Genomic DNA, 15,323 nt, shown 5'->3' on the forward strand with positions numbered 1-15,323 from the left:
TTATTATTTTTCGTCAGGCAAGCCAATATGGGCGTGGCCATTTTTGTAATCAATAGTTATCAAAAAATGCTTTAGTACATCATAACCTATCAAGCCTTGAACCTTACGTCCTTTAATACGTGACCCTGTCGCTTCGTATTGGCTTTCTAGATACGCTTTTTGTCCTTCAGCAGGTATACTGACTAAAACATTTTCAAGCTCAAAAGGGCCAAACTTTAAAGACGGTATTCGAAAACTTTCTGTTGTTGCTATTGAGTTTGCTCCCATGCTAATGCCTGATGTGATATCTAAATTATCCAACCAACCCATTTGCCGAGCTACTTTACGCTCAATGACTAGACCGCCGTTATTCCCAGTATCAAGTAGCAACCAGACAGATTGACCATCTTGCAAGCCAACTTCGACTATGGGCATGCCTGACCCTTTCTGCGTTTGCATTTTAATATTTTCAAGGTCGCGTAACTTAATAGAATCATGGGTTATTAAACGCATTTTTTGGTTTGGGTAATCAAGCTGCATTACAAACTGATTAAAAAAGCCTGCGCCAAATAGTAGTGAGGTAGTGTGAAATCCCAAATTAACTTCGGTTAAATTATCAAGTTCAGTATTAATGCCAAAAAAGCTAGTTGGTACGTTATTGTAGGATTTCTTATCTTCAATACCATAAATCCCCTTAACCCTGACTTTTTTACCTTTATCAAAACTTAATTGGTGTTTATTGATAAAGCGCGGGTTAATAGCATTGAGTTGCGCACCTGTGTCTAATAGTGCGTAGCCATCTATACCTGCCACAATAACGGGTATTTTTACATGACCACTTTCGAGCGTAAAATCAATCCACTGCGTTGCGCCGGCAATACTATTTACACTGTAGAACAGCATGCTTAATAGAAGTAGCAATTTCATTTTAGTCCTTTAAATTATTGTTATTTATACTAATGAGTGTATATAAGTTACACCCTTAAATCGAGAGTAGTTTGGTAAGATCTGGGTATCAATATCAAAGAGTTTGCTTCTAGTTAGATTAAATAAGCCGGATTTTTATACATTTACTTGCCATTTACTTAGTTTCGTTTAAAATCCCCTAACTTTCGAAACGAAACTTAAATGGTTCACTTAATGACTAAACGAAACACCCAGCAACGTCGTCACCTTATTCTTACTCAAGTTAATGAGTTAGGTGAGGTAGCCGTAGATATTTTAGCTGAACAGTTTCAAACCTCTGAAGTAACCATTCGTAAAGACCTAACTGCGCTTGAAAAAAGCGGCTTACTATTGCGCCGTTATGGCGGTGCAATTGCGTTGCCACAAGAAATCGTTAGTGATGATATTGATTCAAAACGCAAAGTAGCGATTGCCAAAGCCGCAGCAGCACTAATCAAAGATCATAACCGCATAATAATCGACAGTGGCCGCACAACGGCGGCGATGATCCCAGAGCTGGGAAATAAGCGCGGTTTAGTGGTGATGACCAATGCCATTAAGGTCGCCAACCGATTATTAGCGCTGGAAAATGAGCCAACTCTTTTGATGACCGGTGGTACGTGGGACCCGCATTCAGAGTCGTTCCAAGGCCAAGTTGCAGAGAATGTTTTACGCTCGTATGACTTTGATCAGTTATTTATTGGTGCAGATGGCATTGATGTTGAAAGAGGGACTACCACTTTTAACGAGCTGGTGGGTTTAAGCCAAGTAATGGCTGAATCTGCTCGTGAGGTAATTGTACTGGTTGAGTCTGAAAAAATAGGTCGTCGAATACCCAATTTAGAATTGCCTTGGCAGCAAGTCACTACACTCATCACAGATAGCAATTTGGCGCTTGATACCCGCCAAGCAATTGAAGCGTGTGGCGTACAGTTAATTTGCGCTGAGCTATAGATTTTACAAATTCGTGTTTATTGCAGGCCGACAACACCTGTGATGGACCTTTAAATATTAAACAACACATACAAACCCAAAGTTAACGCTTTGGCATGTGCAAAAGGAGAGACTATGTGTGGAATCGTTGGGGCTGTTGCAGAACGTCCAGTAAATAAAATTTTAGTAGAAGGCTTAAAGCGTCTTGAGTACCGTGGTTACGACTCAGCAGGTGTGGCACTTTTAGAAGGTAATACGCTAAATACTGTTAAAGCGGTTGGTAAAGTCGTAAACCTTGAAAACGCGCTAAATGAAGCAGGCGTTAAAGGTACTACCGGTATCGCGCATACACGCTGGGCAACCCACGGCAGCGTAACTAAAGCAAATGCACACCCGCATATTTCAAATAGCGAGATTGCTTTAGTACATAACGGTATTATTGAAAACCACGCAAGTTTGCGCGAAGCGCTTAAAGGCGACGGCTACGAGTTTTTATCAGAAACTGACACAGAAGTAATGGTGCACTTAATCCATCAACTTCGCCAGCAACATACAACTCTATTGGCAGCAGTACAAGCAGCCGTTAAACAGTTTGAAGGCGCCTTTGGTACTGTAGTATTTGATAAAGCTAACGATAACGAAATCATTGTAGCTCGTTCAGGCAGCCCGCTTGTTATAGGCTTAGGCCTTGGTGAAAACTTTATTGCCTCTGATCAGTTAGCATTATTACCAGTAACTCGTAGCTTTATTTACCTTGAAGAAGGTGATGTCGCGCGTATTACTCGTGATAGTGTAGAAATCTTTGATATAGATGGTAATGCCGTTGAGCGTGAAGTGATCGAATCAAACATCACTCAAGATGCATCAGGTAAAGGCGAATACCGTCACTACATGCTTAAAGAAATTTACGAACAGCCACTTGCTGTACGTAATACACTCGAAGGGCGTTTAAATGATGACCGCGTAGCAATTGATGCTTTTGGTGACAGTGCACAGCAGATTTTTAAAGATGTAAAACATGTACAGATCATCGCCTGTGGTACGTCTTATCACTCGGGTATGGTTGCCCGCTACTGGCTTGAGCAATTTGCAGGCGTAAGCTGTAATGTAGAAATTGCCTCTGAATTCCGCTATCGCGAGTCTTTCGTACATGAAAACAGCCTACTTGTGACAATTTCACAATCGGGTGAAACAGCCGATACTTTAGCAGCCCTGCGTTTAGCGAAAGAGCAAGGCTACATGGCCTCAATGACCATTTGTAACGTGCCTGGTTCATCATTAGTACGCGAATCTGATTTAGCCTTTATGACTAAAGCTGGCGCTGAAATTGGTGTTGCGTCGACTAAAGCATTTACCACGCAATTGGTTGGTTTGTTAATGCTTACTGCGTCTATAGCGCAAGAGAAAGGCTTAGATCAAAGCGTAATCGTTAACGCGATTAAAACCTTACCAAACAAGCTAGAAGAAGCATTACTGCTTGCAAATGGTATTGAAGACTTAGCAGAAGAGTTTGCTGACAAGCACCACTCACTGTTTTTAGGCCGTGGTTCACAATACCCAATCGCGATGGAAGGTGCACTTAAGCTGAAAGAGATTTCATACATTCACGCTGAAGCTTATGCAGCCGGTGAACTTAAGCACGGCCCATTAGCGCTTATTGACGCCGACATGCCAATTATTGTTGTAGCACCAAACAACGAATTGCTTGAAAAGCTTAAATCAAACGTAGAAGAAGTACGGGCTCGCGGCGGCATCATCTATGTATTCGCAGATAAAGATTCACACTTTGAGTCAGACGACACAATGCGCGTGATCAACGTAAACCACGTAGATGACGTGATCGCCCCTGTTGTATATACAATCCCACTGCAGTTACTTTCGTACTATGTAGCAGTGATAAAAGGCACCGACGTTGACCAACCACGTAATCTAGCAAAATCGGTTACAGTTGAGTAAAATCAATAGATTGGTAATTACTGTTGTGGGTGAACAATAAAGATTCACCCCATACAATAAAGTATCATACCAAACAATAAAGATTCATACTCAAAGCGCTAGACTAGAGTAGTCATACCAAATGTGCTCTTAAAGTTTTTTCTATGATTACGAATATGAGTTATAAAGACTCAGTGAATGGTTACTTAGCCGGCAAACAATTGCCAGCTAAGCTGTGGTGTTAACTCTGTTAGGAGTAGCGCCGTAAACTTTTTCAAGAATCTCTCCCTTCGTAGGACCTTGTCCGTGTGGGTAAGTTGCCACTTTTAAAGTTTCCCCATACTTCAATTTCAAACTATTGATAACTTCTATGTCTGTTTTATTTGCATCCCGACTGTCAGAGCTGCTTGGATAAAAGCGCCAATCATTATCTCCAAATGCAGCAATAACTCGGCCTTTTACCTCAAGCACAGTATGTTGGTGCACATGGTTTTGGGCGTTTATTTGCTGCTGGTAGTCTTCCATGCCATGCGGTTGTAGTTCTGATACTTTTTTCTTTATATCAACAAGCTCATCTGAAGAAAGCTTTCTTATTTGAGTATACTCAATCGGTATAGGTGTCGAGTTTGCGAGAAAAATAGCCATAAGTTTGTTCCTTTTACTTTATAAAGTAGATAGCAAAGTACATACCAGTTATTAAAAGTTAACAAAGGTCCTTATTCTTTCATAGGATGAGGCATTATGTCTTAGTGGTCATAATATGCTCTCAGTCAGCTTTAAGTCTCGAGTTTTACATTCCTATATTTTCTGGAGCTTTCGTTGCTCCTTTCAAGTTTAAGATTGTTCACTAAAATTGAAAGTCTTGCCCCGAGAGTTATACGCAATATGTTTGGAAAAAGGTGAGCTAAGTTAATTGTATTATTATTAGGGATGGATTATTCTTTAAACACTTAGGGGAGTAGTCTCTTGCATTTAGCAAGGAAACTGTCAACAGTCTCCGAGCAACACCGCTCGTGGCAGTTTCGAACCTTATCAGGTTTTGACAAGACTTAAGGCAATGGATCATTTCGGGCAGAGATGGTTTGTTGTCTTTTTAGTCTAGTCTGCCCTAAGGGTAAATAATGAAACTACGTCACTGCCAAAGCTCACTTCATTTTGCAAATAGACCAGACAACTCTGTCATACGCCTTTCAGGTATTGATATCGTGGGGGTTCAGTCATGCTCTTAGCCATAGCCGCTATTATTGCGGGGTTTATCTTACTCGTATGGAGTGCAGACCGCTTTGTTGAAGGAGCGGCATCTACGGCTGGCCATGCTGGCTTACCTTCAATTTTAATTGGTATGGTCATTGTTGGTTTTGGGACTTCAGCCCCTGAAATGGTCGTATCAGCAATGGCGGCAAGTGATGGAAACCCTGACTTGGCGTTAGGCAATGCTCTTGGGTCCAACATTGTAAATATCAGCTTAATCCTTGGTGTAACAGCCATCATTGCTCCTATCACTGTTCAATCTAAAATTGTTAAAAATGAGCTTCCCTTACTATTAGTTGTCGTACTTTTTTGTGGGTACTTGCTGTATGACGGCGCTTTATCAGCGATTGATGCAAGTCTGTTGTTGGGCGGATTAGTCTTCTTCTTAGCATGGTCTGTCTATTCAGGTATGAAATCACCGAGCGATACCCTCGAAACAGAATTTGATACTGAGCTTAAAAGTCACGCCATGTCTTTAGGGAAAGCAATTTTCTGGCTCATCGTGGGTTTAACATTACTCATAATTAGCTCTCGTATACTTGTTTGGGGAGCGGTTGAAATTGCAACTACGCTGGGTGTCAGTGACCTTATTATTGGCTTAACTATCGTTGCATTAGGGACATCTTTGCCAGAGCTTGCAGCTTCTATCATTGCAGCCAAAAAGGGAGAGCATGACATCGCCATTGGCAACGTTGTGGGTTCGAATATGTTTAACATCTTAGCTGTGATTGGTATCGCCGGTATTATTGAACCTATACCTCATATTTCTACAGACGTATTTTTCAGAGATTGGAGTGTGATGCTTGTACTTTCCGTCATGTTGTTGGTTATGGCTTACGGTTTTGGCCGACAAGACAGAATAAATCGTTGGGAAGGTGGTGTCTTGCTTACTTCCTACATTGCTTACAATGGTTACTTAGTTACCAGTATCATTAGATAGCATTAGTTGTTACACCGTTTAGAGCAAAGCACATACTTTATTTATATTAAAAGGGAAACCACCGATGGAAACCATCATAAACTTTTTTTCTGAGCATCAATTACAACTCATAGCGATAGCCAAGAATACGTTGCTTACTATTTTCATCTTTATAGGAGCTAGTATTTGTTCAAAACTACTTAAACGAGCTGTGCATAAGGGGGTTTACCGATTGAGCAAGCACGATGAAATCATTACAAAGCTGCTTACCACGCTATCAGGCTATGTTGTTTATTTAATTGCTATTGTGATTATTTTAGATTTATTTGGAGTCAACACGGCCAGTCTTGTCGCACTCGTCGGTGTCGCTGGCTTAGCTATTGGTCTAGCGTTAAAAGACACACTCAGTAATGTGGCTGCGGGGGTCTGCTACTTTTCTTAAAGCCACTAAAAAAGGCAGAGTTTGTTGAAGTATCAAGCTATACAGGGAGTGTAAAAGATTTAGGACTATTTACCACAGTTCTTGAAACCGCCGATGGTGTTTTTGTATCAATCCCAAATAGCACGGTTTGGGCAAATGCGATAAAAAACTTTACGAGAAATGAAAAGCGCCGTATGGATATAACTGTGTGTATTTCCTATGGTGATTCAATAGAGGATGGGCTTGCTGCATTAAGGGAGCTTGTCAGTGAAGAATCTCGAATTTTGATTGAGCCGGCCCCTCAATATCTTGTACACACATTAGCAGATAGCTCTGTGAACTTGCAGCTTCGTGCTTGGGTAGCAACGACACATTATTGGGATATATATTGGCAAACACAGCGTAAAATTAAAGATAAAGTACAGAGCAAAGGAATTACTATCCCGTTCCCTCAACGTGATTTACATATTATTGAGTCAAAAAATAACGCTTAAATTACTTACCTCTACTCAGAGCTGTGAGATTATTGCAGGGGCATGCTCCTGCAGTGATTAACACATAAATGGTTAATGAGTTCTAGGATCACATTGGTTTGGATTTAAAGTTCTCTAGTGATTACGACAACTATCCCTTGAACGAAATTATTCAGCTTTAAGTGCTACTATATAGTAGTAAAATGTGTCTTTGTTATTATATGGTAGCGTTGTAGGGGAAGTTTAAGAGGTGGGAATGAGTTTGTATGACGGTCAGTTGCTAGCCAGTGCACGAAAAAAGATGTCACTAACGCAGGAGCAAGCGTCAGAAATTATAGGTTTAGGTAGAAGGCAAATATCTCAAATGGAAAATGGGTTTTTTGATGGGGGAATTAAATATTTCATTCAATACCTTAAACTTTTAAATCTGAAGATAGACATAATATCAACTACTGGGGACATTTGGCGTGATACAAGTATTCTGCAAGATTCTATCTTTAAAGATGAAGATACGTGTAGCACGTGCATTTCTGAAGCTGAGAGAGAAGTGCTCAATAGAAAAATTGATGAGCTGTTTCTAAATAATCAGTAATATTCCACTTTTTGCATAACTAAGCTCAAAGCCTTAATAGCTCTAAAGCTGCCCTTGTAGTCTATGACTATATAAGATTTTGTGTAAAGCAAAACTAACTAATCCACTTGTCATCTGTGAGCTTCTTTTACAAATTTTATAGCGAAATTATCAGTCGGTTGTAACTATGTTTCTTATAGTGTGAGTGGGGGCATGAAATTTCCTAAAATGCTTATACCAAAATAAGTTTGCCAAGGTTATTGTTAATAATTAGGATTTGGGAACTTGCAGCTATTAATTCGGTTCCCAATGGGTTGGTGGATGTAGATAAATTACGGGTATTTTGCATTACTGATTTGATTAGTCTGTGCGCAGAGCCAGATTCAATTGTGCTTGATATTAGTTTTGATAATGAAGAAAAGGTGGTCGTTGGACTGAAGGTAGGTGTGAGCTGGCTGAAATAGCAGACGACTCATATCCTATATAAGTTACTTATAAGAGACGAAAGCTAGGTTACTAACACAGGTAAATAACTAGCGCTGAGATAAACCAAACCTGGGGAGCCCTAAGGTTTAGGTATAAAATTAATGCCACTCCTTCTTTAGTGAGTGGCATTATTGTGGACTCGTAGCTTTCATTTTGAGTTGAGCTGTACTGATCTTCCAACTGAATTAGTCTTCGACATTTTAAACTGCTGCTCTTGTTATGGCAGTGCTTCCTCTCTGGCTAATTCCTGAACTGGTTGTTGTTCTTGTTGAACTGCTGTGAGTGCACGATTGAGCCATAGCAGCCCAGATAAAGACGCAATAACACTGCCAACTACAATAGCTACCCAGACAGTCCAAATTTCTAACGCGAATACGTTAATGGTAATAAAGCTGATAACGAGAGAAATGCCAATTCTTGCAAATGTAATCCAGAAACCTGGCCATGACTTACCTATACCTTGAAAAATACTGGCTTCAATAAAGGCAACGGCAAAAAAGAGATAGCCTAATGGTACGATACGAAAATATTGCAGAGCATACTCTGTGACAAGCGGATCAGCTGTAAAAATGGCTACGATATAAGGAGCAAAGATTAACACGAGCAAGCTAAACAGCAAGGCGGAGCCTGAGCCGTATCGTACAGACATATTTAAAACTGCACGAACTCTGTCGTGATTACCTGCTCCGATATTTTGTCCAATCATCGACATTGCAGCAAAACCAAAGCCAATAGCGGGAATAAAAGCAAAAAACTCTATTCTAAAACCGATAGCAAAAGCGGCAGCCCCAGCTTCTAAAAAAGTGGCTGACACAAGAAACATTAATGCAGAAAAACCTAATGGATTAAGCACTTGATTGAGCGATGCAGGCAATCCAATATCGATGACTTTTTTTACCGACGACCAACTTAGCTGTAAATACTTTAGGTGTAGTGGCACCATCATAGTGGGTTTCATCAACAACCTCAAAGCTAGCACGATAAAAACGGCTTGAGAGATTAAGGTTGCATACGCAGCACCTGCAATCCCCAGCGCTGGGAAACCTGCAAAGCCAAAAATAAAAATGGGATCAAGCACCATATTAATCATAGTGGAAAGGGCGAAGAGTTTAGTCATGGTAAAATTATCACCCTGAGCATTGTAAGAAATCGAGATCATCATCATTAAAAATGTCAGTATCGATCCCGCAGTAATTACAGTGAAATAGGGGGTTGCTAGCGGTAATATGTCGCCAACTGCGCCAGAAATAATCAGAAACTCATTACGGAAACTAAAAATGATCAGGGTAAAAAGCAGTGCTGCAATAACGGTTAATAGAAAACCTTGACCGAGCACTCGCTCAGCGGAGGCTATTCTTTTGGCGCCAATATTTTGTCCAACTAAGACAGATGTGCCAACAGAGATGCCCATTGCCAAACTTATCATTATAAATAAAATTATTTGTGAAATTGATACTGCGGCAATGGCAGAAGCTGAAATTTTCGCAACCCAAAATGCATCCACTAAGTTGTAGAGGGAATGAAAAAACATTGAGAGCATCATAGGCCATGCCAAAGACCATAACTGCTTTGGAATAGGGCCGCTTGTTAGGTTTTGTCCTTGCATTGTTAAACCTTCCTTAATTTAAATGATAATAGATTTTCTACTTAGTCGTATGAGCAGGCGTGCATTCGACATCGTTAAATACTAGATAAGTTTTAGATCCGGCTAAAGCATTGTATTCATTATTATCGTTTTTGTCTTATTTAGGTACATTTATATTGAGGTTATGCGGCATTTAATATTTTGATACATAAACATTTATAAATTATGTAGGACTGATAAAAAGAGATTAGTTAAAACGGCGCGTAGTTTTATTGCTACGCGCGTTTGAGTTGGTTGTTTAGAATATTGCGCGAACGCTTAGCGCGTAACGTCGGTCTGTAGTAAAGCTAAGTGCTTCAGTTTTTGTTCCGTCTTGATCTAATTGATACTGAGTTTTTGTTTCTGTATCGAGTAGATTGCTCGCTTCAAAGCCTATTTTCCAATGATCATTGATTGTGTAGTATAAGCTAGCGTCCATCATGCCTGATGCTTCAGCGTAAGCTGGTACGTATTCTTCAGATTCACGTAGAGTCAACAGATACTCTGAGCGCCAAGTATAAGCGAGACGAAACGAAATGTTTTCGTATTCATACATACCAATAATATTTAAATTTTGGTCTGAATACCCTTGGAGCGGTAAATCACTAAATACACGGAAAGTGTTGCGATTATCTGCGATAGGATTACCATTTTCATCAAAACCAAGAGTACCAGCGGATACCTCGTTGGGGTCTTCTAAACCATCTTGATCTATATAAGTGTAGTTAAACTGCAAACCTAAGCCGCTAAATGCGCCAGGTAACATGTCATAGAATTGAGAATAAGAAAACTCAGCCCCACGGATGGTGCCAGAGCCCGTATTTGCAGGGCCATAAGCAGATACATCGTAGGTTTCATCATTGAATGTCACGTCCAAATCGAAAGCTCTGTTACGAATAATGTTACTTAGTTTTTTATTAAACAATCCCACAGTGACATAGCCTGCTGGAGCAAAATACCACTCCGTTGATAGGTCAAGGTTTATTGATTCTTCAGGTTTTAAATTTGGATTGCCTGATAATGCTGACAGCTCAATATCATCAAGTGCAACAACGGGGTTATTGGCTTCGTCGTAGTCTGCGCCTGGAGTTTGTAGGCGGCGTGTATAATCTAAATTAAGAATACTGATGTTACGGGCGTCTACTAAGCTTGGGTAATAAAGTGCTTTCGATGCACCAAATCGCACAACGACATCTTCGCTTACGCCAAAACTTAAGTTTAGACTAGGTAAAATAGTGTTGTAGTCGGTGCCGTCAACGGTACTTAATTGAGATTCACCATTGGCAATATCGTAGTAACGCTTATATTCATCTTGTTGCATCACTTGGTTTAATGACGTGCCTGGCTCACCGCGTTTAATGACTTGTGGCTGTACAAAGGCACCTGTTGACTCCAATTGATAGCTAACATAGCGCAAGCCAATATTACCAGTGACTGGAATCGCTAAATCTATAAAGTCAAAATCGCTGCGAATATAGAACTCACTTCGCTTTTCATTAGTTGAACTAATGTTATGCGCTGCAAAAGGTCCTTCAACCCGGTTTTCTTTATCTGCATAGGGCACGTAAGTACCGGAGCATGTACCACCGTTAGCTGCGCTATTGGTCGCATTATGCCAACCATCTTGACAACCTTGGCGCAAGGAATCAGCGTAGTTTCTTACTAAATCCATGCTAGGGAATAGAAAGTTATTTACATTACCTTGTAGTACTTGACCATGGTAATAGTCTGAAAAGTCGACACGCTCAAATAGCTCTGGGCGATTAACTGCAGCTGCAGCATTGCGGTCTGCTTGTATCCAAGGGGTACCGATTGCCGACCATCCCTCATAAGCTGTGTCGCGTACTGTTAGGTCTTTATCTGAAACATAGAAACCTGCTTTAATATTTGTAAAATTACCATCAAGTTCATAATTTACATCAAATTTAAAGCTATTTGCCGTTGCTGTATTGTGCTCTTCTTGCTCCATACCACTGCCTAGAAATAAATTAGGCACTGGACCGTCCCAGTCTTCATTTGGCGACCAACCTGCAGTCATTATGTTATCACTGAGAAACTCAACGGTTGGCCTATCGCCGCGCATATCAAGGAAATACGGTGATACAGCATGAACATGATTGCCTCTAGTTTGACCTGACATGCTGTAATTGTGGACTATTTTTTCTGAGTCTACATGTTGGTAATCGAACTCTAAAGTTAGTCTATCGATAGGTTTTAAAACAAGGTTAAAAGAGGTGTCTTCTACGGTGCTTTCATTGTAGTTCCAACGGCTACGGTAAAAGAAAGGTGTTTCAGGGCTAACGCCAAGTGCAATACCTGATGTGACAAAGCCATTCTCTGTCGTTAATGGATAGCCATTTTCTGAGTCATCTTGCCAATTTTGCGATGATCCCATAAAGCCTCTAAAGCCCTGTGCAGCCTGTCCTATTTGACGCTCATCCCACTCTAAAGATGCTTTTGAATTGATGTGCTCAACCGTTGCGACAATTTTGTCATCATCACTTGCCCATTGTAATGAACTGGTTAAGCCCGTTCGTTTTCGGTCATTTGTTGCTGTGCTCATGTGGATCGCTGCAGGCACATACCAGACACTATTTGCAGGTTGACCAGGAAGTGCAGCACCATCTACAGGTGAGCTTGGGTCCACGCCAGTGATGCCTCCCCATTGATCAAGTGTCGGTATGAAGGAGTCACCACGAGCATGAAAGTTACCTAAGCCAACGCCATCACCGCGGGTTTTATATTCGGATTGAGATGCGGCAATTAAAAAGCCAAACTTACCCGCATTGGTTTCCCAATTATCAGAAAAAAGCGCTGAGAAAGAAGGGGTTGTTTCTTCGCGAAAATCACTATAGTTTGCTTTGGCGTTAAAAGAGATGATGCGATCGGTGGAATCAAAAGGTTTACGGGTAATTAAATTTACAGTCCCTGCAACACCACCAGAAATAAGATCGGATGTTTGATTTTTCACTACCTCTACGGCACTGAGTAATTCGGCAGGAAAATCTTCATAGCTTAAGCCACCATTTGGGTTCGCACTGAATGCGTCACGGCCATTTACTTCAGAGCGCACTCGGTCTAAGCCGCGTACCAAAACGCCAGTACCTTCATCAGCATAATGCTTTGGATCACTTGATGATGCAAAACGTTCGATTGTGACACCTGGTACACGTTGTAAGGCCTCTGTTACAGATTTATCAGGCAATGCACCAATATCTGAAGCAGTAATGACATCTTTTACGGTATCGGCATAACGTTTAAGGTTTTGTGCGCTATTGATACTACCTCTGATCCCTGTTACTTCGATGACTTCCATAGCTTCGTCTTTACTTTCAGTGATGACATCGCTGTCATTTTGTTGCGAAGTTTGAGCCGCAAGCAGCAGTGGGCATAAGCCCAATAGCGCATAAGAAATCGCTAAGCTAAGCCGATTTTTAGTGCGTTTTATATTGTTATAATTGCTATCGATGACTAATTTTGACATGGTTTAATCTCTTTTGTTTCTTTTTATAACCAGTGTTAGCTTGACCGACTAAGAGCCAGAGAAGCTATTCCCTTTAACCGACATTACGACCCTAATATGCCCAGTATTTTGTACCATTTTACGAAATGGGTTGTTCACATAAAGGTACAAAAGTAACATTTTATTAAAAATGAACTGTTACTTTTTAACATAAAACAAAATAAAGTAAATGTTTTCGGGTAAAATAATTTAAATAGTACGTGTTGATTATTTAGGCGAGTACAAGAGTTTTTGGTGGTAAGGGAGAAAAAACAAATTACGCGGTGGAGGCTAATTCCGTTTGATCATGAATAATGTTTTGTATTAGTAAACGCAAAACGCCAGCAGATGCTGGCGCTTAAAGTTCGGTTTTAAAGCATGTTACTGTGCTTTTGGCCCTGCATTTTTAATTTCGTCTGACACATCGTATTTAGCGAAGTTTTCAGTGAAATCGGCTGCAAGTTTAGCTGCATATTCAGCGTATTTAGCTTTGTCAGCCCATGTATTAATAGGGTTAAGTAGCTCGCTGTCAACGCCAGGAACTGCAACAGGAACATCGAGGTTTAGAACGTCGATGTGTTGAGTTTCAACACCAACAAGTTTGCCAGATACAATAGCATCAACAACGGCGCGTGTTGTTGGGATATCAAAGCGTTTACCCGTACCGTAAGGGCCACCAGTCCAACCAGTGTTAACTAAGTATACTTTAGCGCCAAACTCACGTACGCGCTTCATAAGAAGCTCAGCGTAAACGCCTGCCGGGCGTGGGAAGAATGGAGCACCAAAACAGGTTGAGAATGTTGATTCAATATCACTTGTTGAACCAATTTCAGTTGAACCTACTTTTGCTGTGTAGCCACTTAGGAAGTGGAATGCAGCAGCTTCTTCGGTTAATACAGATACCGGTGGTAATACACCACTTACATCGCATGTTAAGAATACAACAGCCTTAGGTTCACCAGCGCGGTTTTCTACTTTACGTTTTTCAACATGCTCTAGTGGGTAAGCTGCGCGGCTATTTTGAGTTAGGCTGGTATCGTTAAAGTCGGGTACGCGATTTTCGTCAAGTACCACGTTCTCTAAAATAGTACCGAAGCGAATGGCATCCCAAATAACAGGCTCGTTCTTTTGCGATAAATCAATACATTTAGCGTAACAACCGCCTTCGATGTTAAATACACTGCCAGGTGCCCAGCCGTGTTCGTCATCACCGATTAAAAAGCGAGTTGGATCTGCTGATAAAGTGGTTTTACCTGTACCAGATAAACCAAAGAATAATGCTGTGTCACCAGCTTCACCTACGTTGGCAGAGCAGTGCATTGGTAATACACCTTTTGCTGGTAGTAGGAAGTTCTGTACTGAGAACATTGATTTTTTCATTTCACCGGCATAACGCATACCTGCTAGCAATACTTTACGTTGTGCAAAGTTGATAATAACTGTGCCATCGCTATTTGTGCCATCACGCTCTGGATCACAAACAAACGAAGGTACATTCATTACCTGCCACTCGGGTAAATCAGATGCATTATAAGATTTAGGTTCGATAAACATGTTTTTGGCAAATATATGGTGCCATGCAGTTTCTGTTGTAACAACAACAGGCAAATAGTGCTCAGGATCAGCGCCTACTTCAAGGTGAGAGATGAAGTGGTCATTGCTTTGCACATGTGCTTCTACACGTGCCCATAAAGCGTCAAATTTATCTGCATCGAAAGGGCGGTTTACGTTACCCCATTGAATATCATTTTCAGTGCTTGATTCTTGAACAATAAAACGGTCTTTTGGTGAACGACCAGTTCTGTGACCAGTCTTAGCAACAAAAGCTCCATTTGCGGCTAAAGTCCCTTCGCCACGACGGATCGCGTGTTCGACAAGTTCAGCTGCAGTTAGATCGACAAAACGAGTAGCGCTTGAAGTCATGTTTATACCTAAATTGTGTGAGATTGAACGGGATAGCTCTGGGGTTCTTGTTTCCCTTTAAGCTGTAATTATAGTAACAGATGGATTAAGGATATTCGAGCCTATGAAAGGCCTAAAAACACATATATTTAGTAAAAAACATGAATAATTTCAATGATACCGGTGTCATAAAAACCATTAAATTCATGACACCGGTATCAATTTAATGCACAAAAAAAACACAACAAATTTGCTTGTAGATTATTGAAAAGGTCTAGGTACAAACCTAGGCTTTTTATCACTATCATTATGATGAAATCTGTTAGGCGGTATTTTGAGGGGTTGGGTGTTACCTACCTTTTATAGCATCTACCTTCGCGCT

General features: G+C 40.7%; 11 protein-coding genes and 1 pseudogene. 7 read left to right on the plus strand and 5 right to left on the minus strand.

What is annotated here, in order from left to right; all coding sequences use genetic code 11:
* Positions 1-3: 3 nt before the first annotated feature.
* Entirely contained in the window at positions 4-906 is a 903-nt protein-coding gene (locus KAN5_RS14585) for a pepsin/retropepsin-like aspartic protease family protein (protein ID WP_244389991.1), read from the minus strand.
* Positions 907-1,119: 213 nt separating this feature from the next.
* Between KAN5_RS14585 and KAN5_RS14590 the strand changes: the two genes are divergently transcribed.
* The gene (locus KAN5_RS14590; RefSeq protein ID WP_244389992.1) at positions 1,120-1,878 is read left to right on the plus strand and encodes a DeoR family transcriptional regulator; all 759 of its coding nucleotides are present in this window, start codon (positions 1,120-1,122) and stop codon (positions 1,876-1,878) included.
* A gap of 114 nt (positions 1,879-1,992) precedes the next feature.
* Positions 1,993-3,813, plus strand: coding sequence for a glutamine--fructose-6-phosphate transaminase (isomerizing) (gene glmS, locus KAN5_RS14595; protein WP_244389993.1), 1,821 nt, complete (start codon positions 1,993-1,995; stop codon positions 3,811-3,813).
* Between the two features lie 207 nt (positions 3,814-4,020).
* Here the strand turns inward: glmS and KAN5_RS14600 are convergent, their stop codons facing one another.
* Positions 4,021-4,437 (minus strand): hypothetical protein, encoded by a 417-nt coding sequence (locus KAN5_RS14600; RefSeq protein ID WP_016710473.1) that lies wholly within the window; start codon positions 4,435-4,437, stop codon positions 4,021-4,023.
* A 574-nt stretch (positions 4,438-5,011) separates the two neighbouring features.
* Here KAN5_RS14600 and KAN5_RS14605 point away from each other — a divergent pair.
* The 5 genes and pseudogenes from KAN5_RS14605 to KAN5_RS14615 all read left to right on the plus strand — a co-directional run bounded on the left by KAN5_RS14605 (position 5,012) and on the right by KAN5_RS14615 (position 7,448).
* Positions 5,012-5,983, plus strand: coding sequence for a calcium/sodium antiporter (locus tag KAN5_RS14605; protein ID WP_244389994.1), 972 nt, complete (start codon positions 5,012-5,014; stop codon positions 5,981-5,983).
* Between the two features lie 64 nt (positions 5,984-6,047).
* Complete coding sequence (locus KAN5_RS17575) at positions 6,048-6,404, plus strand: hypothetical protein (RefSeq protein ID WP_347881503.1); 357 nt, start codon at positions 6,048-6,050, stop codon at positions 6,402-6,404.
* Positions 6,389-6,502 (plus strand): annotated as a pseudogene (locus KAN5_RS17580) (mechanosensitive ion channel domain-containing protein); the annotation flags it as partial. The gene KAN5_RS17575 and the pseudogene KAN5_RS17580, both read left to right, overlap by 16 nt.
* 75 nt (positions 6,503-6,577) lie before the next feature.
* On the plus strand, positions 6,578-6,877 hold the full coding sequence (locus KAN5_RS17585; RefSeq protein WP_016710476.1) for a mechanosensitive ion channel family protein: 300 nt from the start codon (positions 6,578-6,580) through the stop codon (positions 6,875-6,877).
* 235 nt (positions 6,878-7,112) lie between these two features.
* Positions 7,113-7,448: a helix-turn-helix transcriptional regulator gene (locus KAN5_RS14615; RefSeq protein WP_244389995.1), complete on the plus strand. Its 336-nt coding sequence runs from the start codon at positions 7,113-7,115 to the stop codon at positions 7,446-7,448.
* 682 nt (positions 7,449-8,130) lie between these two features.
* Here the strand turns inward: KAN5_RS14615 and KAN5_RS14620 are convergent.
* The 3 genes from KAN5_RS14620 to KAN5_RS14630 all read right to left on the minus strand — a co-directional run bounded on the left by KAN5_RS14620 (position 8,131) and on the right by KAN5_RS14630 (position 14,962).
* Positions 8,131-9,519: an MATE family efflux transporter gene (locus KAN5_RS14620; RefSeq protein WP_244389996.1), complete on the minus strand. Its 1,389-nt coding sequence runs from the start codon at positions 9,517-9,519 to the stop codon at positions 8,131-8,133.
* Positions 9,520-9,796: 277 nt separating this feature from the next.
* Entirely contained in the window at positions 9,797-13,021 is a 3,225-nt protein-coding gene (locus tag KAN5_RS14625) for a TonB-dependent receptor (protein WP_016710480.1), read from the minus strand.
* Positions 13,022-13,420: 399 nt separating this feature from the next.
* Positions 13,421-14,962: a phosphoenolpyruvate carboxykinase gene (locus KAN5_RS14630; RefSeq protein ID WP_138555081.1), complete on the minus strand. Its 1,542-nt coding sequence runs from the start codon at positions 14,960-14,962 to the stop codon at positions 13,421-13,423.
* Between the last annotated feature and the right edge of the window lie 361 nt (positions 14,963-15,323).

This window comes from Pseudoalteromonas sp. KAN5, from assembly GCF_022846535.1.
Taxonomy (GTDB): domain Bacteria; phylum Pseudomonadota; class Gammaproteobacteria; order Enterobacterales; family Alteromonadaceae; genus Pseudoalteromonas; species Pseudoalteromonas haloplanktis.

Coding starts and splice junctions, on each gene's coding strand:
- KAN5_RS17585 (WP_016710476.1), top strand. CDS start 6,578: ATGGATATAACTGTGTGTATTTCCTATGGTGATTCAATAGAGGATGGG.
- KAN5_RS14605 (WP_244389994.1), top strand. CDS start 5,012: ATGCTCTTAGCCATAGCCGCTATTATTGCGGGGTTTATCTTACTCGTA.
- KAN5_RS14625 (WP_016710480.1), bottom strand. CDS start 13,021: ATGTCAAAATTAGTCATCGATAGCAATTATAACAATATAAAACGCACT.
- KAN5_RS14600 (WP_016710473.1), bottom strand. CDS start 4,437: ATGGCTATTTTTCTCGCAAACTCGACACCTATACCGATTGAGTATACT.
- KAN5_RS14630 (WP_138555081.1), bottom strand. CDS start 14,962: ATGACTTCAAGCGCTACTCGTTTTGTCGATCTAACTGCAGCTGAACTT.
- KAN5_RS14590 (WP_244389992.1), top strand. CDS start 1,120: ATGACTAAACGAAACACCCAGCAACGTCGTCACCTTATTCTTACTCAA.
- KAN5_RS14615 (WP_244389995.1), top strand. CDS start 7,113: ATGAGTTTGTATGACGGTCAGTTGCTAGCCAGTGCACGAAAAAAGATG.
- KAN5_RS17575 (WP_347881503.1), top strand. CDS start 6,048: ATGGAAACCATCATAAACTTTTTTTCTGAGCATCAATTACAACTCATA.
- glmS (WP_244389993.1), top strand. CDS start 1,993: ATGTGTGGAATCGTTGGGGCTGTTGCAGAACGTCCAGTAAATAAAATT.
- KAN5_RS14620 (WP_244389996.1), bottom strand. CDS start 9,519: ATGCAAGGACAAAACCTAACAAGCGGCCCTATTCCAAAGCAGTTATGG.
- KAN5_RS14585 (WP_244389991.1), bottom strand. CDS start 906: ATGAAATTGCTACTTCTATTAAGCATGCTGTTCTACAGTGTAAATAGT.